Source organism: Collinsella sp. AM28-11LB, assembly GCF_003469895.1.
Taxonomy (GTDB): domain Bacteria; phylum Actinomycetota; class Coriobacteriia; order Coriobacteriales; family Coriobacteriaceae; genus Collinsella.
This window is the reverse complement of the sequence record NZ_QSKJ01000003.1, coordinates 169,505-195,651: the sequence shown is the minus strand read 5'-3', so window position 1 is coordinate 195,651 and position 26,147 is coordinate 169,505. Positions and strand designations below refer to the sequence as shown.

Sequence of the window (26,147 nt, the reverse complement as noted above, 5' to 3'; positions counted from 1 at the left end):
CATGCGCCTGTTTAAGCAGACGCCCGAGGATTACTACAACGCCCCCTACGCCGAGTTCCCGGCGCTCATCCGCGGCACCGTCCTCGTGGTCATGGCCATCCTGTGGGCCTTCTCCAAGCTCATGTGGCGTTGGAAGGTCGAGGATGCCGACCTGCTGTTTGAGCGCCAGGACGACCGCGGCAGCGTGGTCATCTGCAACCACACCTCGATGGCCGAGCTCTTGGCCGTGGAGACGGCGCTGTTCTTTGGGGGCCGCCGCATTCGTCCCATCTTTAAATCCGAGTTCGCCAAGAGCAAGATTGTGCGCTGGGCCTTTAGCCGCGTTGGCGGCATCCCCGTGGAGCGTGGTACTGCCGATATGAAGTGCCTGCGCTCCGCCCAGCATGCGCTGCAGCGCGGCGAGGACGTCCTGATCTTCCCCGAGGGCACGCGCATCCGCTCGCGCGAGATCAAGCCCGAGGTCCACGGCGGTTTTGCGCTCATCGCTCAGATGGGCAAGGCGCCCGTCAACCCGCTCGCCATCTGTGGCTGGTCCGACATCACGCCTGCGGGCAAAATGCTCATGCGTCCCAAGAAGTGCTGGATCCGCGCCGGCAAGGCCGTCTCGCTTTCTGACGCGCCGGCCGGGCTTAAACGCACTGAGCGCTTGGCCTGGTTTGAATCCGAAGCCATGAACCGTGTCTATAAGATGCGCGACGAGCTGTGCGCTGAGCATCCGGGCAGGTTCTAGCCATGAGCGACAACGTGACAAACACTGCCGCGACTACGTCCGACCAGGACAACGCGCCCACTATCGAGATCGCAGCCCACGCCGGCACTTGCTATGGCGTACAGCGTGCGCTCGATATGGCGCTAGCCGCCGCGCCGCAGGCAGGGGAGAGCACCCAGGTCCATACCTTGGGTCCGCTCATCCATAACCCCATCGTGGTACGCGAGCTCGCCGAGGCAGGCGTCGGTCTTGCCGACACCTTGGACGACGCCACATCGGGCACCGTGATCATCCGCGCCCACGGCGTGGTGCCGCAGGTCATCGATGCCGCTCGCGAGCGTGGCCTTAACGTCGTCGACGCCACCTGCCCCTACGTGAAGAAGGTCCATGTGGCAGCCGAGCGCCTGGTACGCGAGGGCTACCGCGTGGTAGTCGTGGGCGAGCCGGGCCACCCCGAAGTTGAGGGCATCCTGGGCCACGCCGGCAATGATGCGCAGGTCGTGAGCTGTGCCGCCGACGCCGATGCCCTGCCGCTCAAGGGCAAGGTAGGCCTCGTCGTACAGACCACCCAGACCGCGCAGAACCTCGCCGAGGTCGTGGCCGCTATCACGCCGCGCGTGCAAGAACTGCGTGTGATCAACACCATCTGCGCCGCCACGAGTGAGCGTCAACAGGCAGCAGCCACGCTTGCCAACCGCTGCGACTGCATGGTCGTGGTGGGCGGCAAGAACTCGGGCAACACCCGCCGCCTAGCACAGATTTGCGCGGACGCCTGCGAGCGCACGTATCACATCGAGGAAGCTTCCGAGCTCCAGGCCGCGTGGTTTACCGACGCTCACCACATCGGCATCACCGCCGGAGCCTCCACCCCGCAAGAACACATCGAACGCGCCGTCACGCGCATCAAGGAGCTTTGCCGCTAACCATGGACCAGACCGTACCCGCATACGCCGCCGAGGTGGCCGATTACGGGCGCAGCCGCGACCCCGAGCTGGGTGAGGGCGCGCTCGTAAAGAACGTACGTCCCGAATCGCCCGCGTGGGATGTGGGTATCGAGCCGGGCATGCGCGTGCTCACGGTCAACGGCGAGCAGCTCACCGACATGATCGTGTGGCTCTGGGAGGCCGACGACGACACCGTCGAGCTGGAGGTATTCGATCCACGCGACGGCACCGTCACCCCCGTCGAGCTCGACCGCTTTCCCGGCGAGGACTGGGGCCTGGAGTTCGATGGCCCCATCTTTGATGGCATGCGTACCTGCGTCAACGCCTGCGTGTTTTGCTTTATGACCATGCTGCCCAAGGGCGGTCGCTCCACGCTCTACATCCGCGACGACGACTACCGCCTGAGCTTTTTGCAGGGCAACTTTGTCACGCTCACGAACCTCTCCGACGAGGACGTGCAAAACGTCATCGAGCGCAACATGAGCCCCATGAACGTGTCGGTCCATGCCGTGAGCCCAGATATCCGCCGCCGCATGATGGGCCGAAACGCCCAACGTGGCATGGACGTGCTCGAGGCCATCATGGCTGCCGGCATCGAAATCCACGCGCAGATCGTGCTGTGCCCCGGCATGAACGACGGCGAGGAGCTGCAGAAGACCCTGCGCTTTTGCGAGGAGCACGAGCAAATCACCAGCCTGGGCATTGTGCCCCTTGGATTTACCAAACACCAGAATCGCTTTAGCTGGTCCTACAGCGACAAGCCCGAGCTGGCGCGCGAGACCATCGACATGATCCGGCCCTTCCAGGACCGTGCCTTCGAGCGCTTTGGCCGCCACACCTTCCAGATGAGCGACGAGTTCTATCTGGACGCCGGCATCGAGCCGCCCGAGGCCGATTTCTACGACGGCTACCCGCAGTACTACGACGGCATCGGCATGATCCGCTCCTATCTGGACGAGACGGACGACGTGCTCGTCGCCGATGCCGGGCGGCTCGCCCGTGTTCGCGAGGCTCTCGCAGCCCGGAGCCAGCGTCTCCTGTGCCTCTCGGGCGCCAGCGCGCGCGATACGGTGGCGCGTTTTGTGGAGTCGCCGCAGGGCCTTGCGGGCTCCGTCACGGCCATCAAAAACCGCTACTTTGGCGGTAACGTGGACGTGACCGGCCTCATCGTCGCCTGCGACATCTTGGAGCAGCTGCCACAGGACCTCTCGGGGGTTATGCTCTTTGTGCCTAAGCTCATGTTCAACGCTGACGGCATGACGCTTGACGAGTATCATCGTGACGATTTACTCGCAAGCCTTACCAGTCGCGGCGCCGAGGTTCATGTGGTATCGACCATGCCGCATGAGCTGCTCGATACCCTGGAGCATATCCTTGGCATTGTGCCTGCCGACTCTACTAATTCCGCTGACCCTACCCATTAAAGGAGAGCAGATGAAACCTATCGTCGCCGTCGTCGGACGCCCCAACGTGGGCAAGTCCACGCTCGTTAACCGCCTTGCCCAGACCTCGGACGCCATCGTCCACGAGTCCCGCGGCGTCACGCGCGACCGCTCGTATCACGCGGCCGATTGGAACGGCCGCGAGTTCACTATCGTCGACACGGGCGGTATCGAGCCGCTCAAGAGCGACGATGTCTTTGCAACGTCCATTCGCGACCAGGCGCTCGCCGCCGCCGAGGAAGCCGCCGTCATCCTGTTTGTGGTCGACGGTCGCACCGGTGTCACCGAGGAGGACGAGTCGGTCGCCCGCATGCTCAAGCGCTGCGACAAGCCGGTCTTTCTGCTGGTGAACAAGCTCGACAATCCCGATCGCGAGAACGACAGCATCTGGGAGTTCTATTCGCTCGGCATCGGTGAGCCCACGCCGCTTTCGGCCCTGCATGGCCACGGCACGGGCGACCTGCTCGACGATATCGTGGCCTTGCTTCCGGAAGAAGAGGACGAGGTCGCCGACGAGTTCCCCGATGCGCTGAACGTCGCCATCATCGGCCGCCCCAACGCCGGTAAGTCCTCGCTGTTCAACCGCATCCTGGGTGCCGACCGCTCCATCGTCTCGAACATCGCCGGCACCACGCGCGACGCCATCGACACGGTCGTCGAGCGCAACGGCAAGCACTACCGCATGGTCGATACCGCGGGCATCCGTAAGAAGAGCACCGTGTACGAAAACATCGAGTACTACTCCATGGTCCGTGGCCTACGCGCCATCGACCGCGCCGACGTGGCGCTGCTCGTCGTCGACGCCTCCGTGGGCGTCACCGAGCAGGACCAGAAGGTCATGGGCTTGGCCATCGAGCGCGGTTGCGCCATCGTGGTGCTGCTCAACAAGTGGGACCTACTCGACGACGACCGCAAGCGCGAGGCCTGCATGGAGACCGTCGACCGCCGTCTGGGCGTCATGGCTCCCTGGGCCCAGTACCTGCGCATCTCTGCCCTGACCGGCCGCAGCGTGGAGAAGATCTGGGCAATGGTCGACGCAGCCGAAAAGACGCGCTCGCAGAAGATCAGCACCTCGCGCCTCAACACGTTCCTCACCGACCTGCGCGAGTTCGGCCATACCGTGGTGGACGGCAAGCGCCGCCTGCGCATGCACTACGTGACCCAGACGGGCGTCAACCCGCCGACGTTCACGTTCTTTGTCAACCACAGCGACCTGGTCAACGACACCTACCAGCGCTACGTGGAGAACCGCATGCGCTCGACCTTCGACTTTGCCGGCACGCCCATTCGACTCTTCTTTAGGAAGAAGGAACAGAAGGATGCTTAATCCGATTCTGCTGACCGCCATCTGCGCCGTGGTCTCGTTCTTTATCGGAGCGATTCCGTTTGGCCTGATCCTGGGCCGCGTGTTCAACCACACGGACATCCGTAAGGCGGGCTCCGGCAACATCGGCACCACCAACGCCCTGCGCGTGGCCGGTCCCAAGGTGGCCGCACTCACGCTGCTGCTCGACTGCCTTAAGGGCGCCATCTGCGTCCTTATCGCCCGTCCGCTCATCGCGAGCGTGGGCTATGGCTTTCCGCCGAACATTATGGCGCCCGGTGCCCCTGGCGACTGGATGCTCGGCGTCATTTGCCTGGCAGCCGTGTGGGGCCATATCTTCTCGCCCTACCTCAACTTCCATGGCGGCAAGGGTATCGCAGTTGGTCTGGGCGTCATCCTCGCCTGGTACTGGCCTATTGGCCTGTCGCTGCTAGGCATGTTTATCGTGGCCGTCGCCATCACCAAGTATGTGTCGGTGGGCTCGCTCGCCGCTGCCATCGGACTTCCCATCGCTGCCTGCGCGGTCTTTCCGTACAGCAGCCTGGGCCTCAAGTTTTGCATGGCGATGATCGGCATCACCGTAGTGTGGGCCCATCGCTCGAATATCCAAAAGCTCATGGCCGGTAAGGAGTCCAAGCTCTCGTTTACCAAGCGCGTCACCGAGCCCGACGATAAGTAGGAGAGAGTCATGAATGTTGCGCTGATTGGCTCCGGCTCCTGGGGGACCGCCGTCGCCGGCCTTGCTGCCGCGCGAGCCGAGCGCGTGACCATGTGGGCCCACAGCGAGCAGACGGCCGCCGGCATCAATGGCGAGCACCGCAACCCCCGGTATCTAGTGGGCTACGAGCTGCCCAAAAACGTTGTCGCCACGACGGAGCTGGCGCAGGCGCTCGACGGCGCCGAGGCCATCATCTTTGCCGTTCCTTCGACGCACCTTCGCAGCGTGTGCCACCAGGCCGCGCCCTTTATCGCCGCCGATACCCCGGTTCTGTGCCTCACCAAGGGCATTGAGCCCGAGTCCGGCCTGCTCATGAGCGAGGTCATCGCCAGCGAGATCGGCAACGAGGCGCGTGTCGCGGCGCTTTCGGGCCCCAACCATGCTGAGGAAATCTGCCGCGGCGGGCTTTCGGCCGCCGTCATCGCCAGCGAGGACCAGCAGGTGGGGGAGACCTTTAAGAACCTGCTCCTGTCCACTGCCTTCCGTATCTATCTGTCGCAAGACATGACCGGTGTCGAGGTCTGCGGCGCTATGAAAAATGTCATCGCCATCGTGTGCGGCATCTCCGCCGGCACCGGTGCGGGCGACAATACGCTCGCCCTTATCATGACGCGCGGCCTGGCCGAGATCAGCCGACTGGCGCACGCACGCGGCGGTCAGGCCATAACCTGCATGGGGCTCGCCGGCATGGGCGACCTCATCGCCACCTGCACCTCGGAGCATTCGCGCAACCGCACCTTTGGCTACGAGTTTGCCCACGGCGTGTCACTCGACGAGTATCAGGAGCGTACGCATATGGTGGTTGAGGGCGCCGTCGCGGCCCGCAGCGTCAGCGAACTTGCCCGTTCACTGGGCGTAGACATTCCGCTTACCTTTGCCGTGGAGCAAACGCTCTACAACGGTGTTACCTTGGATAGGGCGCTCGAGATCCTTACCGACCGCGTCCCCTCTCAAGAGTTCTACGGACTCACCGACTAGCGCAGAAAGGCTTCTACCATGCGTTCCATCAAAATCGCTCCATCCGTCCTCTCGGCCGATATGGCCAACCTCAAGGGCGAGCTCGACAAGATTGCCGGCGCCGACTACGTGCACTTTGACGTTATGGACGGTCACTTTACCGGTAACCTCACCTTTGGCGTTGACATCCTCAAGGCCGTCAAGCGCTCCACCGATGTACCGGTAGACGCGCACCTCATGGTGTCGAACCCCGACGAGACGGTCGATTGGTACGCCGACGCCGGTGCCGACATGATCACCGTGCACTACGAGGCCTCTACGCACCTGCACCGCACGCTCACGCACCTGCAGCAGCGCGGTGTCAAGGCCGGCGTGGTGCTCAACCCCGCAACGCCCGTTTGCGTACTCGAGAGCATCATCGACGTCGTCGACATGGTGCTGCTCATGAGCGTGAACCCGGGCTTTGGCGGTCAGAGCTTTATCCCGGGCACCATCGCAAAGCTTCACGAGCTCAAGACCATGTGCGAGCGCCACGGCGTTTCGCCCCTCATCGAGGTCGACGGTGGCATTTCTCCCAAGAACATTGCCGAGGTCGTCAAGGCCGGCGCCAACGTGCTCGTAGCCGGCTCCGCCGTATTTAAGTCCGAAGATCCCGCTGCCGAGGTTGCGCTGCTGCAGAAGCTGGGCAACGAGGCCGCACAGGAGGCATAAACCCTTATGACCGCAGGTCAAAACCGCATACCCGTGAATCTTGACTATGCCGCCTCGACGCCCATGCGCGCCGAGGCGCGCCTTGCGCAGCGCGAATATGACGACAGCGAGCTTGCGGGCGTCAACCCCAACTCGCTGCACTCGCTCGGCCGCAAGGCCGCCGCACGCCTGGAAGCCGCCCGTCGCGAGATCGCCCGCAGCTTTGGCGCGCGCGTCCGTCCGTCCGAGATCATCCTGACCAACGGCGGCACCGAAGCCAACCAGTTGGCACTGCTCGGTCTTGCCGAAGGCGCCCGTCAGCGCGACCGTAAGCGTAACCGCGTGATCGTATCTGCCATCGAGCACGATTCGATTCTGGACAACCTGCCGCTGCTGCGCGCCGCCGGCTTTTCCGTCGACCTGGTGCAGCCCTGCCGCGCGGGCTTCATTGAGCCTCCCGCGCTGATCGACTTGCTGGGTGACGACGTGGCGCTCGTGAGCATTATGGTCGCCAACAACGAGACCGGCGCGGTGCAGCCCATCCGCGAGCTTACCGCTGCCGCACATGCTGCCGGCGCCTTGTTTCATACCGATGCCATCCAGGGCTACTTGCATATTCCGCTCGATGTCACCGAGCTGGGAGTTGACGCTATGACCGTTGCGGCGCACAAGATTGGCGGCCCCGTGGCATCTGGCGCGCTTTACCTTAAGAGCCGCACGCCGCTGCGCCCGCGCATCTTTGGCGGCGGACAGGAGGCCGGCCGTCGTGCCGGAACGCAGGACCTGCGCACGCAGTTGGCTTTTGCCGCTGCCGCTTCCGCGCTGTTGCCGAATGTTGCCCAGGAGCGCACAACGCTGCAGGCCTTATCCGATAAGCTCTACGCCACGCTTACGGCCCATCCTCGCATTCACGCCACGATGGGCGACTACGCGCAGGCCGATCGCCTGCCGGGTATGGTTTCGATCTACGTCGACGGCATGGACTCCGAGGAGCTCATCGTCAAGCTCGATGCCGCCGGCTTTGAGGTTTCGGCCGGCTCGGCGTGCTCGAGCGGCAGCATGGACCCGAGCCACGTGCTCAGCGCCATGGGTATTGGCCACCAGCAGGCGCTGGGCGCACTGCGTATCTCCTTCGATGACCGCGTGAACCCGGCTGACTTGGACGACTTTGCCCAAGCGCTGCTGTCGATTGTGGGTGCCGCATGATCGTCGCCGACCTTGAGCGCGCTCTGCTGACGCGCTATCCCAAGACGGACGCCGAGGGCTGGGATCATGTAGGGCTCTCCGTGGGCGACCCTGCCGCCGAGATTACCGGCGTGGCCTGCGCGCTCGATGCGACCGAAGCTAATGTTCGCCGCGCACAAGATGCCGGTGCCAACGTGCTGCTGACGCATCATCCTATCTACATCAAGGCGCCTGAGGCGTTTTGTCCGTCGGATTCCGCACGCCCCCAGTGCAGCGCGGCGCTCTATGAGGCGGCCTGTTGCGGCGTGAGCATCATATCGCTCCACACCAACCTGGACCGCTCGCACGAAGCACGCGTCTGCCTAAGTACGCTGTTGGACGCCGCGCCCGCAAGCTCGCTGGAGCACGTGGACGACCCCGAAGCGACTGGCCTGGGCGCGCTTGCAACGCTCAACGACCCCTGCAGCCTGCGCGACCTTGCCACTCGCGCCGCCACGGTGTTTGGCAGCGACCCACGCGTGTGGGGCGAGGCCGATAGCCCGTGCCGAACCGTCGCCATTTTGGGCGGCTCCCTGGGCGATTTTGGTGAGCTTGCCATCGCCGCAGGCGCAGATGTTATTGTGACCGGAGAGGCCGGCTACCACGTGGCGCAAGACCTTGCCTTGCGCGGGCTGCCGGTGATCTTGCTCGGCCACGACCGCTCTGAGGAGCCGTTCGTTGATATATTGATGAACTCTGCAGTTGACGCCGGGGTCGACCCCCGTCATGCGATTAAAATACTGAACCCTTGCCAATGGTGGACTGTGACAAAAGGAGAGAACTTATGAGCGCCGGCGCTACGCTACTCAAGCTGCAACAGATTGATTTGGAGCTCGCCCGCAACAAGAGCGAACTTTCCAATATGCCGGAGCTCAAGGAGCTCGCTTCCAAGCGCAAGACCTATGTGAAGCTCAAGGCCGAGATGACCAAGCTCTACGCCCAGCGCAAAGACCTGGACATTGAGATCGACGACCTCAACACCACCGAGATTCAGACCAACAACGCCATCGAGGCCGCCAAGAAGCGTCACGTCGACGGCTCCGACTACCGCGAGGTTCAGGACCTGGAGAATGAGCTCGCCACCCTGGCCAAGCGTCTGGACAAGATCGAGCACACCCGCAAGGACGTCGTTGTCGCCCATAAGGAGGCGCTCGACCGCGAGGTCCGCGCGCAGGCGATCATCGCCAAGTTCGAGGAGGGCGTGAAGGCCGATACCAAGGCCGCCCGCGCCAAGGCTGCCGACCTGCAGGCTCAGATCGACGCCGCCACGAAGGAGCGCACCGCGCTTGCCGCTACGCTACCGGCCGACGTGCTCACCGACTACGAGCGCCTGCTCAAGCAGTTCCGCGGGCTGGCCGTCGAGACCATCCAGGGCAACATCCCCACGGTCTGCCACACCGCGCTGCAGGCATCGTCCATGAGCGACCTCAACCATGACGGTAGGTCAATTACGCACTGCCCATACTGCCACCGCCTCCTGGTACTCCCGAGCAAGGAAGCCTAGCGATGACATCTGCACCCAACAATTCAATGCAACTTGAGGGAAAAACGATCCTGCTGGGCATTACCGGCGGGATCGCCGCCTATAAGTCGTGCAATATCGTGCGTCTGCTGCAAAAGCGCGGCGCACGCGTCAAGGTCGTTATGAGCGAGCATGCCACAGAGTTCGTGGGCCCGCTCACCTTCCGCGCGCTTACCAATGAGCCCGTTGCCGTGGGCCTATTCGACGATCCCTCCGACCCCATCCACCACATTTCGCTGGCGCAGGAGCCCGATCTGGTGGTCGTGGCGCCCGCGACGGCCAATATCATCGCCAAGATGGCCAACGGCATCGCCGACGACCTCATCTCCACCACGCTGCTGGCAACGCCGCGACCCGTCGTGATCGCGCCGGCCATGAACAACGGCATGTGGAAGGCACCGGCTACACAGGCCAATATGGCCACGCTGCGCGACCGCGGCGTGCACGTGGTGGGTCCGGGCAGCGGCTACCTTGCCTGCGGCGACGTAGACACGGGCCGCATGAGCGAGCCCGAGGACATCGTCGAGGCTGTCTGTGAGGTGCTCAACCCCGCACCTCAGGATCTGGCAGGTAAGCGCATCGTGATTACCGCCGGCCCCACGCACGAGCCAATCGACCCCGTGCGCTTCATTGGCAACCGCTCTTCGGGCAAGATGGGTATCGCCCTGGCAGGGGAGGCTGCTCGCCGCGGTGCTGCGGTCACGCTCGTGTTGGGACCGACATCGCTCGATGTGCCCCACGGCGTGGAGTGCGTGCGCGTGCAGACCGCCGCAGAGATGCTCCAGGCGGCGCTTGACGCCTTCCAGACGGCCGATGCGGCCATTTGCGCGGCCGCCGTCGCCGACTACACGCCTGCCGCCCCTGCGGACCATAAGCTCAAAAAGGCCAACGAACGCCTCGATTGCATCGAACTTATCGAGACGGTCGATATTCTTGCCGAGCTTTCCCGCCAAAAGGGGGAGCGGTGCGTGATCGGCTTTGCGGCCGAGACCGATAACGTCGTGAAATACGCGCAGCGCAAGCTTGCCCGCAAGGGATGCGATGCGATCGTCGCCAACGATGTCTCGCGCGCCGATTCGGGCTTTGGCACCGACACGAACAAGGCCTGGATTGTGAGCACGAAGGGCGCGCAAGAACTTCCCGTGCTAACAAAACCCCAGCTCGCAGATACAATTTTGGACTTGCTTCAAAATTTGTAAAAAAGTTCTTGCACAAGTCTAAAGTTTCGGGTTAATATACTCCCTGTTGCGAGCGGGAGCAGAGCAACAAACATAAGCTTCGGGACGTGGCGCAGCTTGGTAGCGCACTTGACTGGGGGTCAAGGGGTCGCTGGTTCGAATCCAGTCGTCCCGACCAGAAGTTTGCAGGTCAGGCACCTAGTGCCTGACCTTTTTTATCAAGAACCAACGTGGTAAGCAGCGAAGAATCAGCGGCTTTCTTGATCGATACTTTCGCTCAACAAAAACTTGTACGCCAGCCTCCAAAAACGATATTTTTCGACATGTTTGGAGGCTGACATACACAAAAACGGTACATTCACGTTGCGACAGCGCCTTCCTCATGTCTGGACTCTCTATGCTTACGCTGGATAGACATCGCCAGAACGGGTATAGTATCGAAAGTTTTATCGTTAACCAGCGGGGGAGTCCTGTGGGCATCAAAAAGAAGATCAAAAAGGAGCTTATCGGCACTTCCGATTACCCGTCGAATAAGATCTTTACGATCTCCAATTTCATCACCTTTACGCGCCTGATCCTCACCCTGGTATTTCTGTACCTGTTTGTGACGGATAACAACCGCGTCATCGCCATCGTTATCTACGCCGTTGCCGCCTCCACCGACTGGATGGACGGCCAGATCGCCCGCATGACTAAGACGGTCTCGTGGCTCGGCAAGGTCATGGATCCCATTTGCGACCGCGCGCTGCTGTTCACCGGCGTACTTGGCCTGGTGGTCCGCGGAGAGCTGCCCATCTGGGTCTGCGTGCTCATTATAGGCCGCGACATCTATCTGGGCATTGGCACGCTTATCGTGCGTCATTATCACCGTCGCCCCATCGATGTCGTCTTTCCCGGAAAGATTGCCACCGCGCTGCTCATGACCGGCTTCTCGCTCATGCTGCTCGGGTTCCCCGTTGTTGACGGCCTGCGCCTTTTACCTTCAACCCTCACGGCCTTCCCGGGCCTCAACGGAAGCTCGGTGCCCCTCGGCATCTTCTTTGTGTATGGTGGTGTGATCTTCTCCATGCTCACCGCTGTCATCTACTCCATTAAGGGCAGTGTGGCCATTAAACAGGCTCTCGCGCATCCCGAGGACGAGGACATCGACTTTCTTAACCCCGAAATCGAAGACTGATTCGTTGGGGTATGATTACGTACGGTTCATTATTTGCGGCACGTCCGCGATAAGTTAGGGGTTGTCATGGACAACATGGTTAACAATATACCTCAGAATGATAAGACTGCTGACGCTACCTGCGTATTCCGCGTGCCTTCAAGCGACGTCACCGTTCCCGACCTCATGGCCAACGTGCGCATCACCGCCCCCGTTCTGTCCATCGTCAAGGGTCCGCAGACTGGTGCCGCCTTTGAACTCGAGGACGACGTGACCACCATCGGCCGCGATCCCGCGAATGGCATCTTCCTCAACGACATGACTGTCTCGCGCAGCCACGCACGCATTATTCGTGAGGGCCTGGGCGCTCGTATTGAGGATCTGGGCTCGCTCAATGGCACCTGGGTCGACGGTGCCATTGTCAACGCGGCTCCGCTGCACGACGGCTCTTCCGTTCAGATCGGTACGTTTACGCTCATCTACCACGAGAGCACGCCGGAGCGCATCGAAACCGGTGAGTAGGGCATGGCCGAACGCAACTATCTGAGTATCGGCCAAGTCGTCAACCTACTTCGAGGCGCATACCCCGATCTTTCGAACTCAAAAATTAGATTTCTAGAAGATGAGGGGCTCATTACCCCTCATCGTACGCCTAAGGGATACCGTCAGTACTCCAAGGAGGACGTTGACCGCCTGGAGGTCATCCTGCACCTGCAGAAGACCCGCTATATGCCGCTCAACGTGATTAAGCAGCGCTTGGAAAACGCCACAGACCTGTCAACGCTCGCCTACGAGGTGGGCTTGCTGTCCGATGTTCCGCTTAAGACAGAGCCCAAGGAGACCAAACAAAAGTTGCATCCCATCGAGACCATTCCCGATATGCTGGGCGTCGAGATCTCGTTTATCCGCTCGCTCGCCGAGAACGACCTCATTCGCATCATCAAAAGTCCGCAGAACCGTGAACTCGTCGATGGTCGCGATTTTCCGATCATCCGCTACTGCTCCGAGCTGTCACGCTTCCATATCGAGCCGCGCAACCTGCGTCAGTACGTGTCTTCCGCCAACCGCGAATCCTCGATGTTTGAGCAAGTGCTCGTAAGCATGCTCGGCATGGATACCTCCGATGACGAGCGCGACGCCAAGCTCGAGCGTGCGTTTAAGAAGCTTCACGACCTGACGGAAGGCGTGCACACCGCGTTGCTCAAGAACCGCGTTTTTGAGTCGCTCAACGCCGTGGTCGAGGATGCCGACATCGATGCACTCGATGAGGAAATCGCTCGCTCCGAGTCCACCAAGGCCAAAAACGAAGAAGCTGCCGCGCCGGCTTCACACGAGGATTCTCTCGTAAAGCCGCTCAAGGTCGTCGCCCCCTCGCAATCCGACACTGTCACCGCGGGCAAATAACAGCTACCGCTTATCCGGCAACCCATTGAAAGGTCATGCAATGTACGACTTCGAATCTCAAATCGTCGACATCCCCGACTATCCCGAGCCCGGAGTCATCTTTAAAGACATCACGCCGCTCTTTGGCAATCCCGAGGCACTGAATGCCATGGTGGATGCGCTGGCCGAGCATTTTGCCGACATGGGCATTACTAAGGTCGTTGGCCCCGAGGCCCGTGGCTTTATGGTTGGCGTACCGGTGGCTGTAGCCCTTGGCGCCGGCTTTGTTCCCGCACGTAAACCGGGCAAGCTACCGCGCGAGACCGTGAGCCAGAGCTATGAGCTCGAATACGGAACGGATTCCATTGAGATCCATGCCGACGCTATCAGCTCTAAAGATACCGTGTTGATTCTGGACGACTTGGTCGCGACGGGCGGAACCGTCGAGGCAACAGGTAAACTGGTGCGAGATATGGGCGCAAAGCTTGTCGGTTACGGTTGTATCCTTGAGCTTGCGTTTCTCAACCCGCGCGAGAAGCTCACGCCGTCTGATGACGATGTGGAGCTCTTTAGCCTGGTGACGGTGAACTAGCCGTTACCCTTAGTTACTGGAAAGGAAGCTACATGCGCACAGCAAACACGTACAAAAACATGGCACGCTGCGCTGCTACGGCAACCCTCGCTTGTGTTTTGGGCTTGGGCCTCGCGGCTCCTGCCTACGCCGATACCGCATCCGACCTTGCCGCTGCTCGTACGAAGCTCGAGCAGATCGGTACCCAAACCCAGCAGATTTACGATGAGCTCGCCACGCAGACGCAGGCGCTCGACCAGACTGCTGGCGAGATCACTCAAAAGCAGCAGGAGATCGCCGATGGTCAGGCCAAGCTCTCGACCTATGTCGCCGGCGAGTACAAAACCGGCGGTCTGAGCCTGCTTCAGGTTCTGACCGGCGTCGATGACCTGAGCGATATGCTCAACCGTCTGTTCTACTACGGCAAAGTTTCCGATAAGCAGGCTCAGACCATTCAAGAGGTTAAGGAGCTTAAGCAGCAGCTCACCGATAAGCAGGCCGAGCAGGAGAAGAACGTCGCCACCACGCAAAAGAAGGTCGACGAGCTTAACGCCCAGCAGGCTGAAGCCCAGAACGTCGTAAACTCTCTGGATTCTCAGCTGCAGGCTGAGCTTGCCGCCGAGGCCGAGGCCAACGCCGCGCTGCAGGCCGGCATCAACGCCAGTACCGCCGAGAAGGCCACGGTGAGCAACGAGACTGCCGGTACGACCGAGAACACCAACAACGGTGGCCAGACCAGCAATAACAGCAACCAGGGCGGCAACACTCCGGCTCCTACGCCGGCACCTGCTCCGACGCCGCAGCCCCCGACGCCCGCTCCGGCTCCGGCTCCGGCGCCTTCCGTTCCGAGCCAGTCCGTCGATGGCGGTTCTGTTGTCTCGCGTGCATACAGTAAGCTTGGTTGTGCTTATTCCTGGGGCGGAATTGGCCCAAACAGCTTCGACTGCTCTGGTTTTGTTAGCTACTGCCTCACTGGTCGCTATTGTCGCCTGGGCACCACGGGCACCTTTATGGGCTGGACGCGTGTGTCCGATCCGCAGCCCGGTGACGTTGTGGTCAACTCGTACCACACCGGCATTTACATCGGTGGCGGTCAGATGATTCATGCTTCCGACTACAACACGGGTGTTATCATCAGCTCCGTTGCCGCCGGCATGAACAACAACTATATCTTCGTACGCTACTAAGTATTCAGATAAAGCAAACGGATATGGACCTCGTGGCTTTGAGTCATGGGGTCCATTCTTTTGCCTTTAGTGCAGGCCGCTATCTAGTTTTGAATACTAGATAGCGGCCCAATCGGTTAGCAAGAAGGCTATAATTATATGGGAGCAATTAGAAAGGACCCTCTATGAGCTGGGCACTTATCTCAGATTCAAGCTGCAACCTCCGCGATTGGCAACCAACCGCACCCCATACCACCTTTGCATTTGCGCCCCTCAAAATTCGAGTGGGGGAGCGTGAATTCGTCGATGATCTTTCGCTCGACGTTCATGAGCTCAACTGCGCTGTTCAGGCGGAGACGAGCGCTTCTTCGAGCGCTTGTCCCAGCGTAGGGGAGTGGGTCGAGCTCTTCAAATTGGCAGACAAGACCATCTGCATGCCGATCTCTGAAGGCGTGTCGGGCAGCTACAACGCGGCAGCCACGGCTCGCGATATGGTTCTTGCCGAGGAACCGGACCGCAATATTCATCTTGTCAATTCACGCGCAGCTGGCGGCAAAATGGACCTGATCTTCCTGCTGTTCGACCGTTATCTCGCAAGCAATCCGGATGTCTCATTCGAGGATGCTTGCGCATACTTCGATAGCCTTGAGCAGAACAGCAAAATCCTCTTCAGCTTGTGCAATTACGAAAACCTCGCCAAGGCCGGACGTATCCCTAAGGCAGCCGGCGTCATTGCCAACAAGCTCAATATCCGCATTTTGGGCACGGCGAGTGAGGCCGGTAAAATCGAACTCGTCGGGCACACGCGCGGCGAAAAGAAGATGTTCAACAAGATCATCGACACCATGGAAGCCGAGGGTTTTACGGGCGGCGAGGTCGTTATCGACCATGTCGAGAATGAGGCGGGCGCCCAGGCACTTGCCAGCCGCATTGCGGAACACTGGCCCGGCTCCAAGACCACCATCATGCCCTGTAACGGGCTAGATTCATACTATGCCGAGATGCACGGCCTCATTATCGGCTACGGCATGGGCGTGGCTTCGGGCCGATAATGTCCATCAAGACAAACTCATGGGCGGGATAAGGGGCCAGCGCTCTTTATCCCGCCCGTTTTATACGACGGCTAGCTATTAAACCCGTTGAACTTGAGATAGCTCATCAGGTACGCCTTCGAAACGAAGGACGATACCGCACTGCGCACAAGCAGCGACTCACGCGTTACCTGATGCGCGGTATCGGAAACCGGTGTCTGCTCGACGGAAAACGCCGAACGAATCGACGCCTCGAGCTGATCGACCACATAATTGAAGGCCGTCGGGGCATCGTAGCTCAAACGCTGAATGTTAAAGAGTGCCTGCACCGCAGCAATAGGTAGCACCTGCTTAAAAATGCAGATAGCGATCAGGCAGGCAATCTGCTCGCGGCCATATTGCTTTTTGACCGGAGCGGGCACCAGGCCGACCTTCACATAGTTATTGATCATCGATGGCGTAATGACAGGCTGCTCAACGCAAATGGACAGCGGATCCATCCACAGCGCAACATACTCAATAACCTGGTCGCGGTAGAGCGTCACATTGGGCAACTGCTCATAGCGCGGCAGACTCAACGTATTGAGTTTGCGCACGATATCGGACTGAATAAATGCATCGGGCAGCACCGTGGGCTGAATATCCTCAGGCTTAATGCTGACAGACGAATCGGACATCGGAATAACGTGGTTAACGTGGTTCATAAAGGTCCTCCGTTCCTTTTCAATATTGTATTCTAGATTTCCCAGTTATGCATACCACATAGCCGCCAAGAAAATTGGCGGGACAGTGCACTGATGCATCTGTCCCGCCAATTAGTAAATTGATAACAACTTTACATAAGATATATTATCGTACTTATCCACGGAGAAACGCGTATGCGCTCGTTGCCGCTATGGCTCCGTCCGAAACGGCGGTCACAACCTGGCGTAAACGCTTGGAACGGATATCGCCGGCTGCGAATAAGCCGGGCGTACGGGTGGCCATCGAATCGTCGGTGACAATGCCGCCGTCAGGAGCCAGATCGACTAGATGCTCAACCAGCTCGGTATGCGGCAGCATCCCCGTAAAGACAAAGATGCCAAACGAGCCAGGTTCAAATGACTCGGTATGAGTCTCACCGGATGCATTGTCCTTAAAGGTGATCGTCGTTGGCATGGCTTCGCCCGAGAGCTCCACAATACTAGTTTGGTACCTAACTTTAATATTGTCCTTTTCGAGCACTTTCTGAACAACACCGTCAGGCGCACGAAACTGGTCGCGGCGCAGCACGATGGTCACGCTGGTGGCAATGTCTGACAGGAACAGCGCCTCTTCGCATGCCGAATTGCCACCACCGATTACAAAGACCTGTTTGCCGCGGAAGAACATGCCGTCACATGTTGCGCAATATGAAACGCCACGACCGCGATACGTATCCTCGCCAGCGAAACCTGCCGGGCGCGGCGTGGCACCCATGCACGCAATGACGCTCTTGGCCGCCGTGTCACCCATATCATGATGGATGGTAAATTGAGCCACATCGGCATCGTAATCGACGCCTGTCACCATACTCCATTCAATCTGAGCTCCCAGGCCTTCTGCATGCTGTTGGAATCGCTCGCCAAGCTCAGCGCCACTCAAGAGCGGAATGCCCGGATAGTTCTCGATCTCATTGGTTGTGGCGATCTGCCCTCCCGACATGCCCTGCTCAATCACGGTCGTCGTCAGGTTGGCACGCGCAGCGTAAATGGCGGCAGCATAGCCCGCGGGGCCGCCACCGATAATCGCAACATCGATCGGCTGATCGGTAGTCATGGAACATCCTCTCGTCGAAACATTGACGTTCTTTGCGCTCATACCCAAATTTACGTGAACATGACACTCATGCACTACAATGATAAATCCGTGTTACAACGTCGAAGGGGAGTTATCGATGGATCAAACGCAGACGAGCGACGACGCTCCCCTGCTCACGCACAGCACTCCCCAATCGGAGCAAACAGCGCTCTTGGCTCAGCAAAAACCTCTCGTGACCATCGTGCACGCCTCGGTCGGCTCAGGCCATAAGGCCGCCGCAAATGCGATTGCGCAGGCCTTCAACCTCATCCGCGGCACCAATGGCATCCCCGAGGATGTTGAGATTGAAGTGCTCGATATCCTTGATTTTGGACGTATTAAATTCGACGGTAATAAGACCGCGGCTTCTTTTACGGGAGCCACGCGCCCCATTTACGACCTGACCTGGAGATATACACTTACGGGACATCTTCTCTGGGGTGGCGGCACGGCATGGTCTCGAATTATGTTCTCCGCCTTCAACGAATATATTCGTAGCCGCAGGCCCATAGCCGTGGTCGCAACGCACATCACAGCAGCCAATGTTGCCGTGGGTGCCCGCATAATTACGGGTATCGATTATCCGGTCATCTGCGTACCGACCGACTACGAAGTCGAGGGCTGGTGGCCCCACAAGGACACCGATCTATTCTGTGTTGCCAACGAATTTATGTCCGAAACGCTGCGTCCGCGCAAGGTGCCCGAGGCAAAGATTCGCATTACCGGCATTCCTATTCGCGCCGGATTCGACACGGATTACGATCGCGAGGAAGAGCTAGCCAAGTTCAACCTCCCCACCGACAAGACCGTCGTGCTGGTTATGGCCGGCGCCAGTTTACCTCAACCGTACGTCCGCTTTCGCGCGGAGATGGACCAGACCCTCCCCTTCCTACGCAGCTTTGAGGACATGCATTTTGTCTTTTTGCCGGGCAAGGATGAGGAATACGCCGACCGCCTCAAGACGCTCTTCGATGCCATGAAGCTCGAAAACGTCACGGTTCTGGACTACGTGGACGACATGGCGGCCCTCATGCACGGCTGCGACCTTGCAATTCTCAAATCGGGCGGACTCACCGTCACCGAGTGCCTGTGCGCGCATCTGCCGATGATCCTGCTGGGCAAGTCCTATGGCCAGGAAAAGGCCAACACCACGATGCTCACCGGCATGGGCGCCAGTATGCATGTCACCACCGCACGAGAACTCATCGTAACCCTGCGCCACCTGCACGACCATCCCGAATCACTCAAAGCCCTACTCATCAACGGCGAAGTTCTACGCCGCCCCCACGCAGCCGAAGACATAGCCATCGCAACCATGGAGCTCGTAGGCAAACCCCAAAAGCGCAAAAGAGCCTTCTGCCGCTTCTACTGGGGCGAAAAACCTGCGCATATCCGCTAGTCGAATGTCCGCCGTTCTGCCGGAGCCGCCCTTATATCATTCCATGCTCAAACATTCTCGCTGCGCTGCGAAACTGCGCGTGGAACGATATAAGGGCGGCTCCGGCAGAACGGCTGCGTTTACTTATTAGCAGCTACTTCGGTATCCCCTCCATTAGAACCTGCAAAGGCAAAACAGGAAAATATAAATACAGTAAGCCGATGCGACAAAGGGACAGCCCCTTTGTCGCATCGACTTACTAGAAAAGTAAATATTGTTTCAAGCGAGTAGCCGCCCGCCCGGGGCTTACCTATATCGTTCCACGCGCAGTTTCGCAGCGAGCGAAGCGACGCGAGAATGTTTGAGCATGGAATGATATAGGTAAGCCCCGGGCGGGAGGGATACGAGCGCCCTAGGCGACGCCGCTGGAGCCGAAGCCTCCTTTGCCTCGGTCGGTTTCGTCTAGTTCTTCTACTTCTACGAGGTTGACCGTGGGGACTTCTTGGATGACGAGCTGGGCGATGCGGTCGCCTTTGTTGATTCGGATGTCGTTGGTGGGATCCAGGTTGATGAGGATAACCTTGAGCTCTCCTCGGTAGTGGGCGTCAATGAGACCCGGCGTATTGACTATAGACAGGCCCTGCTTGATGGCCAAGCCGCTGCGGGGCTGGACGAAGCCGGCGTAGCCATCGGGCAGGGCGATAGCCAGCCCAGTAGAGACCAGACGGCGTTCGAAGGGCTTCAGGACGCAGTCCTCGTTGGAGCGCAAATCCAAGCCGGCATCGGTGGGATGGGCGTATTTGGGAAGCTCGACGGTGGGGTCGAGACGCTTTATGTTGACGGTAATGTTGGACATGGAATCACCTTAACTTGTCGAGCTCTTGCAGAAACTCATCGACGTCTTTGAAATCACGGTAGACCGAGGCAAAGCGGATGTACGCCACCTTGTCGATCTTGGCCAAGCGTTTGAGCACCATATCACCCAACTCATGCGACGTGACGGCCGTAAGCGTGCGAGAGCGCAGCTCGACCTCGATGTCGTCGATAAGCTCATTGAGCTTCTTAGTGTCGATATCACGCTTGATGGTGGCGCGCATCAAGCCGACAAGCAGCTTATTGCGATCGAACCGCTGCTTAGTTCCGTCCGACTTAATGACCTCAATTGGGTCTTCACATCGCTCGAACGTTGTAAAGCGGTAGTTACACGAGCAACATTCGCGACGGCGCTTAATGGTGTTATTTGACTCCTGCATACGGGAATCAACGACGCGGGTATGTGCCTTGCCGCATTTGGGACAGCGCATGGTACCTCCTCTTAAACGATAACAAGGGTACCATGCGCAACGCGATAATGATTACAAACGAGCAGGAACCTTAAGATGCGCACCGGCGGCAAGCGAACCATGCTCCAGATGATTGACGTTACGAATCATGTCGGAAGTCTCTTGCGTGGAAAGGCCTTCGATTGGATATTCCTCGGCAAGCGACCAAAGAGAATCGCCAGGCTGAACGCGAATGGTCTCGTAGGTAACGTTGGAAACGGACTCAGCATACGCGGCGTGACGAGCACTAAAGACAGACGTAGCGAGGACAAAGAAGAGCGTAAGCGCAACGGCAACGGCGACAATCGTCGAAACCTTCAGGGCGGCGCGGGTAGGCGCGGCTACAGTCTGCTGATTGCGAGCAGGCTGCACGGTCAGAGGCTGAAAGCCGGAGCGGCCACCCTGAACAACCGTAAAAGTGGGTTCTGCAGGCGTCTCGAGCTTAAGGGCGAGGTTTCCCTGGACCATATTCGTTACATTCATCATGTTCTCCTCTCGCGTGTTTTGCTGAGAACAGTTTTATCAAGCCGCGCGGACAAAAATGTCTGGCGCGGGAACGAATGTTCGGTTATTATTATCTCCGAACAGTTGTTCCTGTCAAGCAAAATTCGAACATTTGTTTGACATGGGTAGAGAGGATGCCCTGATGGCTCGCAAAATTACCAAGCGCCAGCAGCAAATTTACGACTTCATCAAGGAATATCAGCAGGAGAAGGGTTATCCGCCCAGCGTGCGCGAGATGGCTTCTGCCGTGGGCCTTTCCTCCCCCAGCACCGTGCACGCTCATCTCTCTGCCCTGGAGGCGCGCGGGCTACTCAAGCGCGATGCCACCAAACCGCGCGCCCTGGAACTCTTTAACGAAGACGGTTCCTCTGTCTCTATTTCTAAATCTGACGAGCCCTCCGCACCTCGCGGGACTGTCTCGCTACCGCTCGTTGGTCGCGTCGCGGCTGGGATCCCCATTCTGGCCGAGCAGAATATCGAAGACACTTTTACTATCCCGACCGAAATCGCCAGTGATCAGGGGTCCTTTATCCTTGAGGTGCATGGGAGCTCAATGATCAATGTCGGCATCTTCAATGGCGATTACATCATCGTCCGTGAACAAAAGAGTGCCATGAACGGCGAAATTGTCGTGGCCATGATTGATGGTTCAGCGACCGTCAAGACGTTCTACAAGGAGCAGGGACGCGTACGCCTGCAGCCTGAGAATGACACCATGGAGCCTATCTATGCAACGAATCCCGTTATCCTGGGCAAAGTCGTCGGCTTGATGCGCCGGTTCTCGTAATGCAGAAACGCATCACCATCTTTGACACCGTCCGCGGGTTTACGATGATTTCAATGGCAGGTTTTCACGCTTGCTACGATCTCGCGTATCTGTACGACTGGGATATGCCCTGGTTTACCCAGACTGTCTTTCAAGACATCTGGCGCGCCAGCATCAGCTGGGTATTTTTGTTTATCGCGGGTTGGATGTGCACCCTTTCGCGCAACAATGCTAAACGAGCGGCCAAGTACGCTGCCGCAGCTTTGGTCGTCTGGATCGCAACAACGCTCGTATCGGTCGACGATTCAGTGAACTTTGGCATCATTTATTGCATGGCGGCGTGTACCGCTGTGGTTGCACTAACCCGTCCGCTACTCCAAAAAATACCGGGCTCGTGGGGAATCGCGGCGTGCCTTGTTCTTTTTGCCCTAACCTGGGGCATTCCAAAAGCGGTCTACCCACTCCCCTACCTGGCATGGCTAGGATTTCCGGGCCCGCGTTTTGTATCGGGAGACTACTATCCACTCATTCCGTTTGTCTTTATGTACCTTACCGGCTTTTTTGCTGCCCAGGCAGCACAAGCATCAAGCCTCGAAGCACCAGAATGGGCGTACGCGAATCCCATCCCGGCGCTCACAGTCCTTGGTCGGCATGCCTTACCGTTCTACCTGCTCCATCAGCCTGTCATTCTAGGCGTACTAGAACTCGTTTATTCCGTACGATAACGCTCGAGCCGCGGTGCAATACGAGCCGGCAGTTTCGCCACAATACGAACGCCATCCTCAAGATATTCCTCATGCAAAAGGGTCCCCTGCTCATGCACCAGCGTGATGAGGGCGCCCTCGCGATACGGGATATCAGCGGAAAGCAGCACATCGGTGGCTGCCGCCTCGCGGGCAATGCGATCGACGAGATCGTCGAGCCCCTCGCCCGTTTGAGCCGAAAACAGAACGGCCTCGGGATAACGACGACGGAAACTCAATCGATCAACGCTGTCGAGAAGATCGATTTTATTGAATACGGTCAACGTTAAACGCTCTCCGGCGCCGATCTCATCAAGCACGCGGTCGACAGCCTCAAGCTGCCGCTCATAGTCCTCGTCAGACGCATCTACGACTTTGAGAATTAGATCGGCACCCAATACCTCGGACAGCGTCGATTTAAAGGCATCGACCAGACCATGCGGCAGCTTTTGAATAAAACCGACGGTATCGGTGATCGTCATGCCGCGACCGCCGGGCAGACGATACGAACGCGTCGTCGGGTCGAGCGTAGCAAACAGCTTGTCCTGCGAAAGTACCGTAGAGCCGGTCAGACGATTGAGTAACGTCGATTTACCGGCATTGGTATAACCGGCTAACGCGACGCGAAACGCCGGGGACTCAATGCGACTCTTGGATTGAACATCGCGACGCTGTTCAACCTGCTTGAGCTCACGACGAAGCGCAGCGATCTTATTACGAATGAGGCGACGGTCGACCTCGAGCTGACTTTCGCCCTGACCAAAACGTGAGCCGATGCCGCCGCGCGTCTGCTCCTTAGCGAGATGGCTCCACATGCCACGCAGGCGAGGCAACAAATATTGAAGCTGTGCCAGCTGTACCTGCAGGCGTCCCTCACGCGTCTGAGCATGCAGGCCAAAGATATCCAGGATCAGTGCAGTACGATCGATAATCTTTACCGGCTCGCCCACGGCTTTCTCCAAATAGGATTGCTGCGAGGGGGTCAGGTCGTCGTCAAAAATAACGACATCGGCATCCATGCGATGCACCAGGCCGCACAGCTCTTCAACCTTACCGGAACCGATAAACGATTTAGGATACGGCTTTACCAAACGCTGCGACAAGCGTGCCACGCACTGGGCACCAGCTGTGTGGGCAAGACGCTCCAGCTCATCAAGCGAGCGATTGAGCGGCCATGCATTGTCGCGCCACTCAACACCAACTAAAATGGCACGCTCGGGCTCGGGTGCCGTGGGAACAAGGGGGAAACGGGGCATTAGGCAGCCTCAATACGATGCAAGATATCCTCAACGACCTCATCGATCGTACATTCATCCATATCAAACCACACGATACGGTCATCGCGCTTAAACCACGAAAGCTGACGCTTGGCATAACGACGCGAACGCATCTTAATGAGTTCGCGAGCCTCATCCATGCTCATCACGCCATTGAAAGCATCAATGATCTCTTTATAGCCAATTGCCTGCATCGACGTCAGGGCATCTCCCAGCCCCTGGCCCATAAGACCACGGACCTCATCGACAAGACCCTGCTCAAACATCAGATCGACGCGCTGGTTAATGCGCTCGTAGAGCACCTCGCGATTACGCGTCAGACCAAACCATAGGGCATGATAATGCTCGTGCGGAACACTAAACTGCGACTTTTGCTGCGCATAGGAGACGCCATCATCATGCATCTCGAGCGCACGAATCACACGGCGCACGTTATGGGGATGAATAACAGCAGCCGATTCTGGATCGCGCTCGGCAAGCAAGGCATGCAGTTCTTCCTCGCCAATACGCTCGGCAAGCTCCTGATAGCCCGCACGACGATCGTCCTCAAGTTCACCCGAGGGAAAGTCCATCTCATCGAGGGCGGCCTTGAGATACAGCCCCGTACCTCCGCAAAAAACCGGCAGGCAACCCGAACCAAGGAGACGTTCAACATGCGCGCGAGCGTCGGCCTGATAAAGCGCAGCAGAATATGCCACACCCGGCTCTACAATGTCGACGAGACGCAGCGGCGCCGTGCACTCATCGGGCACCATCTTTGCGGTACCGATGTCCATGCCGCGATAGATTTGCATCGCATCGCACGACAGCACTTCGGACGAAAGACGGGCTGCCAAACGGTCGGCAACATCACTCTTACCAACCGCCGTCGGACCGACGATCGCAACGGCGGAAAGACCTGCCCCGGGAGCAACCATTAGCGCGGCTCGCCCACAACGGAGCCGGACAAATACCAGGTCTTGGCAACGTCAACGTCAACATCAACGATCTTACCAACAAGCTGATCGATGCTGTAACCCTCGGGGATAGGCGCATGCACGGTCTGATTCTTGGGACTCTTGCCCAGCAGGACCGCGTCGTTCTTTTTACTCGTTCCCTCAATGAGCGCCGGAACCACAGTATGAAGCTCACCCTGGTTATACTCGTGTGCCGTGGTCTCGATAACCTTAACCAGACGGTTGAAACGCTCGAGAATAACCTCATGCGGCGTAGGATCGTCAATCTCGGCGGCCGGGGTACCGGCGCGCTTGGAATAGATGAAGGTATAGGCCTGAGCATAGCGGACCGTCTCGGCAAGTGAGAGCGTCTGCTCAAAGTCTTCTTCAGTCTCACCCGGGAAGCCAACGATAATGTCGGTCGAGAGCGCGATATCGGGCATGCGGTTGCGAATGCGATCGACAAGGCCCAGATAGTCCTCGCGTGTATAACGGCGATTCATCTCTTTGAGGATCCGCGTCGAACCTGACTGGACGGCCAAGTGCAGCTGCGGCATAACGGCAGGCGTCTCGGCCATGGCGTCGATGGTCTCGGGCAGCAGGTCCTTGGGATGTGAAGACGTAAAGAAGATGCGCTCCACACCCGAATCGCCCACGGCACGCAGCAGATCGGCAAAACGCGGCTTACCAAACAGATCGCGACCATATGAGTTAACGTTTTGGCCCAGCAGCGTAATCTCACGCACGCCTTGGCGTACCAAACCGGTCACCTCGTCGACAATCTCCTCGAAGGGGCGGCTCTTTTCGCGACCGCGCACGTACGGCACGATACAATAGGTGCAGAAATTATTGCAGCCCGTCATGATGGGCACCCAGGCGTGATACTGGGTCTCGCGATGCCACGGCATGCTCATGGCATCCGTATCCTCATGCTCATTGGTGCGGATATGACGCTTGCCGTCAAGGAACGCCTCGGCAATGAGCTCGGCCACATGAGCGATGGAATGTGTACCGAAGATGACGTTGACGTTATCGACGTTGGTAAGCAGACCCTCGCCATCGCGCTGTGCGATGCAACCACCAACGGCAACAACACGTTTGCCCGAAGGCGAAGGCGGCAGGCTTTTGCAAGAGTTGCACTGGCCGTACAGGCGAGTATCGGCGGCCTCGCGCACGCAGCATGTCATGAAGACAACGATATCGGCATGCGCAGGATCGAGCGCCATGAGGCAGCCATATGAATCAAGCAGACCGCTCACACGCTCGGAGTCGTGCTGATTCATCTGGCAGCCAAAGGTGCGGATAAAGTAGGTTTTACCGGCAAGAATATCGCGTTCGGAACGCTGGTCCATGTGCATAAGTCCTAACGATGGGAAGCTAAACAAGGCA

28 protein-coding genes and 1 tRNA gene are annotated in these 26,147 nt (G+C 58.8%); 21 read left to right on the top strand and 8 right to left on the bottom strand.

What is annotated here, in order from left to right; translation table 11 throughout:
- Nucleotide 1: 1 nt before the first annotated feature.
- From DW732_RS03740 to DW732_RS03655, 18 genes are all read left to right on the top strand, one after another.
- Complete coding sequence (locus tag DW732_RS03740) at nucleotides 2-730, top strand: lysophospholipid acyltransferase family protein (RefSeq protein ID WP_118098820.1); 729 nt, start codon at nucleotides 2-4, stop codon at nucleotides 728-730.
- 2 nt (nucleotides 731-732) lie between these two features.
- The gene (locus DW732_RS03735; protein WP_118098819.1) at nucleotides 733-1,632 is read left to right on the top strand and encodes a 4-hydroxy-3-methylbut-2-enyl diphosphate reductase; all 900 of its coding nucleotides are present in this window, start codon (nucleotides 733-735) and stop codon (nucleotides 1,630-1,632) included.
- 2 nt (nucleotides 1,633-1,634) lie between these two features.
- The gene (locus tag DW732_RS03730; protein ID WP_118098818.1) at nucleotides 1,635-3,077 is read left to right on the top strand and encodes a DUF512 domain-containing protein; all 1,443 of its coding nucleotides are present in this window, start codon (nucleotides 1,635-1,637) and stop codon (nucleotides 3,075-3,077) included.
- A gap of 10 nt (nucleotides 3,078-3,087) precedes the next feature.
- Entirely contained in the window at nucleotides 3,088-4,422 is a 1,335-nt protein-coding gene (gene der / locus DW732_RS03725; protein WP_118098816.1) for a ribosome biogenesis GTPase Der, read from the top strand.
- Nucleotides 4,415-5,098 carry a glycerol-3-phosphate 1-O-acyltransferase PlsY gene (gene plsY / locus DW732_RS03720; protein WP_117735213.1) on the top strand — a complete coding sequence of 228 codons (684 nt, stop codon included), beginning with the start codon at nucleotides 4,415-4,417 and terminating at the stop codon, nucleotides 5,096-5,098. The genes der and plsY overlap by 8 nt, the downstream gene beginning before the upstream one ends.
- Before the next feature lie 9 nt (nucleotides 5,099-5,107).
- Complete coding sequence (locus DW732_RS03715) at nucleotides 5,108-6,115, top strand: NAD(P)H-dependent glycerol-3-phosphate dehydrogenase (RefSeq protein WP_118098814.1); 1,008 nt, start codon at nucleotides 5,108-5,110, stop codon at nucleotides 6,113-6,115.
- An 18-nt stretch (nucleotides 6,116-6,133) separates the two neighbouring features.
- Nucleotides 6,134-6,805, top strand: a complete 672-nt coding sequence (rpe, locus tag DW732_RS03710) for a ribulose-phosphate 3-epimerase (RefSeq protein ID WP_118098812.1) — start codon at nucleotides 6,134-6,136, stop codon at nucleotides 6,803-6,805.
- Between the two features lie 6 nt (nucleotides 6,806-6,811).
- Complete coding sequence (locus DW732_RS03705; RefSeq protein WP_118098810.1) at nucleotides 6,812-7,990, top strand: cysteine desulfurase family protein; 1,179 nt, start codon at nucleotides 6,812-6,814, stop codon at nucleotides 7,988-7,990.
- Nucleotides 7,987-8,796 (top strand): Nif3-like dinuclear metal center hexameric protein, encoded by an 810-nt coding sequence (locus DW732_RS03700; protein ID WP_117735209.1) that lies wholly within the window; start codon nucleotides 7,987-7,989, stop codon nucleotides 8,794-8,796. Before DW732_RS03705 ends, DW732_RS03700 begins: the two co-directional genes overlap by 4 nt.
- Nucleotides 8,793-9,512 carry a zinc ribbon domain-containing protein gene (locus DW732_RS03695; protein ID WP_117742767.1) on the top strand — a complete coding sequence of 240 codons (720 nt, stop codon included), beginning with the start codon at nucleotides 8,793-8,795 and terminating at the stop codon, nucleotides 9,510-9,512. The genes DW732_RS03700 and DW732_RS03695 overlap by 4 nt, the downstream gene beginning before the upstream one ends.
- 26 nt (nucleotides 9,513-9,538) lie before the next feature.
- Complete coding sequence (coaBC, locus tag DW732_RS03690) at nucleotides 9,539-10,729, top strand: bifunctional phosphopantothenoylcysteine decarboxylase/phosphopantothenate--cysteine ligase CoaBC (RefSeq protein ID WP_118098839.1); 1,191 nt, start codon at nucleotides 9,539-9,541, stop codon at nucleotides 10,727-10,729.
- A gap of 80 nt (nucleotides 10,730-10,809) precedes the next feature.
- Nucleotides 10,810-10,886, top strand: a tRNA-Pro gene (locus DW732_RS03685).
- 294 nt (nucleotides 10,887-11,180) lie between these two features.
- On the top strand, nucleotides 11,181-11,885 hold the full coding sequence (locus DW732_RS03680; protein ID WP_117735207.1) for a CDP-alcohol phosphatidyltransferase family protein: 705 nt from the start codon (nucleotides 11,181-11,183) through the stop codon (nucleotides 11,883-11,885).
- A 66-nt stretch (nucleotides 11,886-11,951) separates the two neighbouring features.
- Entirely contained in the window at nucleotides 11,952-12,386 is a 435-nt protein-coding gene (locus DW732_RS03675) for an FHA domain-containing protein (RefSeq protein ID WP_199406639.1), read from the top strand.
- A gap of 3 nt (nucleotides 12,387-12,389) precedes the next feature.
- Entirely contained in the window at nucleotides 12,390-13,268 is an 879-nt protein-coding gene (locus DW732_RS03670; protein WP_117735206.1) for a MerR family transcriptional regulator, read from the top strand.
- Nucleotides 13,269-13,308: 40 nt separating this feature from the next.
- Nucleotides 13,309-13,839, top strand: coding sequence for an adenine phosphoribosyltransferase (locus tag DW732_RS03665; RefSeq protein ID WP_118098808.1), 531 nt, complete (start codon nucleotides 13,309-13,311; stop codon nucleotides 13,837-13,839).
- A 32-nt stretch (nucleotides 13,840-13,871) separates the two neighbouring features.
- Complete coding sequence (locus DW732_RS03660) at nucleotides 13,872-15,005, top strand: NlpC/P60 family protein (protein ID WP_199569735.1); 1,134 nt, start codon at nucleotides 13,872-13,874, stop codon at nucleotides 15,003-15,005.
- A 164-nt stretch (nucleotides 15,006-15,169) separates the two neighbouring features.
- The gene (locus DW732_RS03655; protein ID WP_118098806.1) at nucleotides 15,170-16,036 is read left to right on the top strand and encodes a DegV family protein; all 867 of its coding nucleotides are present in this window, start codon (nucleotides 15,170-15,172) and stop codon (nucleotides 16,034-16,036) included.
- A 71-nt stretch (nucleotides 16,037-16,107) separates the two neighbouring features.
- Here DW732_RS03655 and DW732_RS03650 read toward each other — a convergent pair whose 3' ends face one another.
- Together DW732_RS03650 and DW732_RS03645 are read right to left on the bottom strand one after the other, a co-directional pair.
- The gene (locus DW732_RS03650; protein WP_199569733.1) at nucleotides 16,108-16,719 is read right to left on the bottom strand and encodes a DUF1836 domain-containing protein; all 612 of its coding nucleotides are present in this window, start codon (nucleotides 16,717-16,719) and stop codon (nucleotides 16,108-16,110) included.
- A 154-nt stretch (nucleotides 16,720-16,873) separates the two neighbouring features.
- Entirely contained in the window at nucleotides 16,874-17,812 is a 939-nt protein-coding gene (locus tag DW732_RS03645; protein WP_118098804.1) for an NAD(P)/FAD-dependent oxidoreductase, read from the bottom strand.
- 118 nt (nucleotides 17,813-17,930) lie between these two features.
- Here DW732_RS03645 and DW732_RS03640 point away from each other — a divergent pair, with 118 nt between their 5' ends.
- Complete coding sequence (locus DW732_RS03640; protein ID WP_118098803.1) at nucleotides 17,931-19,232, top strand: glycosyltransferase; 1,302 nt, start codon at nucleotides 17,931-17,933, stop codon at nucleotides 19,230-19,232.
- Between the two features lie 391 nt (nucleotides 19,233-19,623).
- On the opposite strand, the gene dut is transcribed toward DW732_RS03640, so the two are convergent.
- From dut to DW732_RS03625, 3 genes are read right to left on the bottom strand one after another with little or no spacing between them, the layout of a single operon-like run.
- Nucleotides 19,624-20,067 carry a dUTP diphosphatase gene (dut, locus tag DW732_RS03635; RefSeq protein WP_118098801.1) on the bottom strand — a complete coding sequence of 148 codons (444 nt, stop codon included), beginning with the start codon at nucleotides 20,065-20,067 and terminating at the stop codon, nucleotides 19,624-19,626.
- 4 nt (nucleotides 20,068-20,071) lie between these two features.
- Nucleotides 20,072-20,515: a transcriptional regulator NrdR gene (gene nrdR, locus DW732_RS03630; RefSeq protein ID WP_117742760.1), complete on the bottom strand. Its 444-nt coding sequence runs from the start codon at nucleotides 20,513-20,515 to the stop codon at nucleotides 20,072-20,074.
- Nucleotides 20,516-20,566: 51 nt separating this feature from the next.
- Entirely contained in the window at nucleotides 20,567-21,016 is a 450-nt protein-coding gene (locus DW732_RS03625; protein ID WP_158567339.1) for a LysM peptidoglycan-binding domain-containing protein, read from the bottom strand.
- Nucleotides 21,017-21,179: 163 nt separating this feature from the next.
- Between DW732_RS03625 and lexA the strand changes: the two genes are divergently transcribed.
- Both lexA and DW732_RS03615 read left to right on the top strand, forming a co-directional pair.
- Entirely contained in the window at nucleotides 21,180-21,824 is a 645-nt protein-coding gene (lexA, locus tag DW732_RS03620; RefSeq protein WP_147352259.1) for a transcriptional repressor LexA, read from the top strand.
- The gene (locus DW732_RS03615) at nucleotides 21,824-22,528 is read left to right on the top strand and encodes a heparan-alpha-glucosaminide N-acetyltransferase (RefSeq protein WP_118098795.1); all 705 of its coding nucleotides are present in this window, start codon (nucleotides 21,824-21,826) and stop codon (nucleotides 22,526-22,528) included. Before lexA ends, DW732_RS03615 begins: the two co-directional genes overlap by 1 nt.
- Here the strand turns inward: DW732_RS03615 and hflX are convergent.
- From hflX to miaB, 3 genes are read right to left on the bottom strand one after another with little or no spacing between them, the layout of a single operon-like run.
- Nucleotides 22,513-23,802 carry a GTPase HflX gene (gene hflX / locus DW732_RS03610; protein ID WP_118098793.1) on the bottom strand — a complete coding sequence of 430 codons (1,290 nt, stop codon included), beginning with the start codon at nucleotides 23,800-23,802 and terminating at the stop codon, nucleotides 22,513-22,515. The two genes, DW732_RS03615 and hflX, sit on opposite strands and share 16 nt — an antisense overlap.
- Nucleotides 23,802-24,740, bottom strand: a complete 939-nt coding sequence (miaA, locus tag DW732_RS03605) for a tRNA (adenosine(37)-N6)-dimethylallyltransferase MiaA (protein WP_118098791.1) — start codon at nucleotides 24,738-24,740, stop codon at nucleotides 23,802-23,804. The genes hflX and miaA overlap by 1 nt, the downstream gene beginning before the upstream one ends.
- Nucleotides 24,740-26,110, bottom strand: a complete 1,371-nt coding sequence (gene miaB / locus DW732_RS03600; protein WP_118098789.1) for a tRNA (N6-isopentenyl adenosine(37)-C2)-methylthiotransferase MiaB — start codon at nucleotides 26,108-26,110, stop codon at nucleotides 24,740-24,742. The genes miaA and miaB overlap by 1 nt, the downstream gene beginning before the upstream one ends.
- Nucleotides 26,111-26,147: the final 37 nt, after the last annotated feature.

Bases quoted from the DNA above. Each gene is read 5' to 3' on its own strand.
- DW732_RS03740 (WP_118098820.1), top strand. From the start codon at position 2: ATGCGCCTGTTTAAGCAGACGCCCGAGGATTACTACAACGCCCCCTAC.
- DW732_RS03735 (WP_118098819.1), top strand. From the start codon at position 733: ATGAGCGACAACGTGACAAACACTGCCGCGACTACGTCCGACCAGGAC.
- DW732_RS03730 (WP_118098818.1), top strand. From the start codon at position 1,635: ATGGACCAGACCGTACCCGCATACGCCGCCGAGGTGGCCGATTACGGG.
- der (WP_118098816.1), top strand. From the start codon at position 3,088: ATGAAACCTATCGTCGCCGTCGTCGGACGCCCCAACGTGGGCAAGTCC.
- plsY (WP_117735213.1), top strand. From the start codon at position 4,415: ATGCTTAATCCGATTCTGCTGACCGCCATCTGCGCCGTGGTCTCGTTC.
- DW732_RS03715 (WP_118098814.1), top strand. From the start codon at position 5,108: ATGAATGTTGCGCTGATTGGCTCCGGCTCCTGGGGGACCGCCGTCGCC.
- rpe (WP_118098812.1), top strand. From the start codon at position 6,134: ATGCGTTCCATCAAAATCGCTCCATCCGTCCTCTCGGCCGATATGGCC.
- DW732_RS03705 (WP_118098810.1), top strand. From the start codon at position 6,812: ATGACCGCAGGTCAAAACCGCATACCCGTGAATCTTGACTATGCCGCC.
- DW732_RS03700 (WP_117735209.1), top strand. From the start codon at position 7,987: ATGATCGTCGCCGACCTTGAGCGCGCTCTGCTGACGCGCTATCCCAAG.
- DW732_RS03695 (WP_117742767.1), top strand. From the start codon at position 8,793: ATGAGCGCCGGCGCTACGCTACTCAAGCTGCAACAGATTGATTTGGAG.
- coaBC (WP_118098839.1), top strand. From the start codon at position 9,539: ATGCAACTTGAGGGAAAAACGATCCTGCTGGGCATTACCGGCGGGATC.
- DW732_RS03675 (WP_199406639.1), top strand. From the start codon at position 11,952: ATGGACAACATGGTTAACAATATACCTCAGAATGATAAGACTGCTGAC.
- DW732_RS03670 (WP_117735206.1), top strand. From the start codon at position 12,390: ATGGCCGAACGCAACTATCTGAGTATCGGCCAAGTCGTCAACCTACTT.
- DW732_RS03665 (WP_118098808.1), top strand. From the start codon at position 13,309: ATGTACGACTTCGAATCTCAAATCGTCGACATCCCCGACTATCCCGAG.
- DW732_RS03660 (WP_199569735.1), top strand. From the start codon at position 13,872: ATGCGCACAGCAAACACGTACAAAAACATGGCACGCTGCGCTGCTACG.
- DW732_RS03655 (WP_118098806.1), top strand. From the start codon at position 15,170: ATGAGCTGGGCACTTATCTCAGATTCAAGCTGCAACCTCCGCGATTGG.
- DW732_RS03650 (WP_199569733.1), bottom strand. From the start codon at position 16,719: ATGAACCACGTTAACCACGTTATTCCGATGTCCGATTCGTCTGTCAGC.
- DW732_RS03645 (WP_118098804.1), bottom strand. From the start codon at position 17,812: ATGACTACCGATCAGCCGATCGATGTTGCGATTATCGGTGGCGGCCCC.
- DW732_RS03640 (WP_118098803.1), top strand. From the start codon at position 17,931: ATGGATCAAACGCAGACGAGCGACGACGCTCCCCTGCTCACGCACAGC.
- dut (WP_118098801.1), bottom strand. From the start codon at position 20,067: ATGTCCAACATTACCGTCAACATAAAGCGTCTCGACCCCACCGTCGAG.
- nrdR (WP_117742760.1), bottom strand. From the start codon at position 20,515: ATGCGCTGTCCCAAATGCGGCAAGGCACATACCCGCGTCGTTGATTCC.
- DW732_RS03625 (WP_158567339.1), bottom strand. From the start codon at position 21,016: ATGAATGTAACGAATATGGTCCAGGGAAACCTCGCCCTTAAGCTCGAG.
- lexA (WP_147352259.1), top strand. From the start codon at position 21,180: ATGGCTCGCAAAATTACCAAGCGCCAGCAGCAAATTTACGACTTCATC.
- DW732_RS03615 (WP_118098795.1), top strand. From the start codon at position 21,824: ATGCAGAAACGCATCACCATCTTTGACACCGTCCGCGGGTTTACGATG.
- hflX (WP_118098793.1), bottom strand. From the start codon at position 23,802: ATGCCCCGTTTCCCCCTTGTTCCCACGGCACCCGAGCCCGAGCGTGCC.
- miaA (WP_118098791.1), bottom strand. From the start codon at position 24,740: ATGGTTGCTCCCGGGGCAGGTCTTTCCGCCGTTGCGATCGTCGGTCCG.
- miaB (WP_118098789.1), bottom strand. From the start codon at position 26,110: ATGGACCAGCGTTCCGAACGCGATATTCTTGCCGGTAAAACCTACTTT.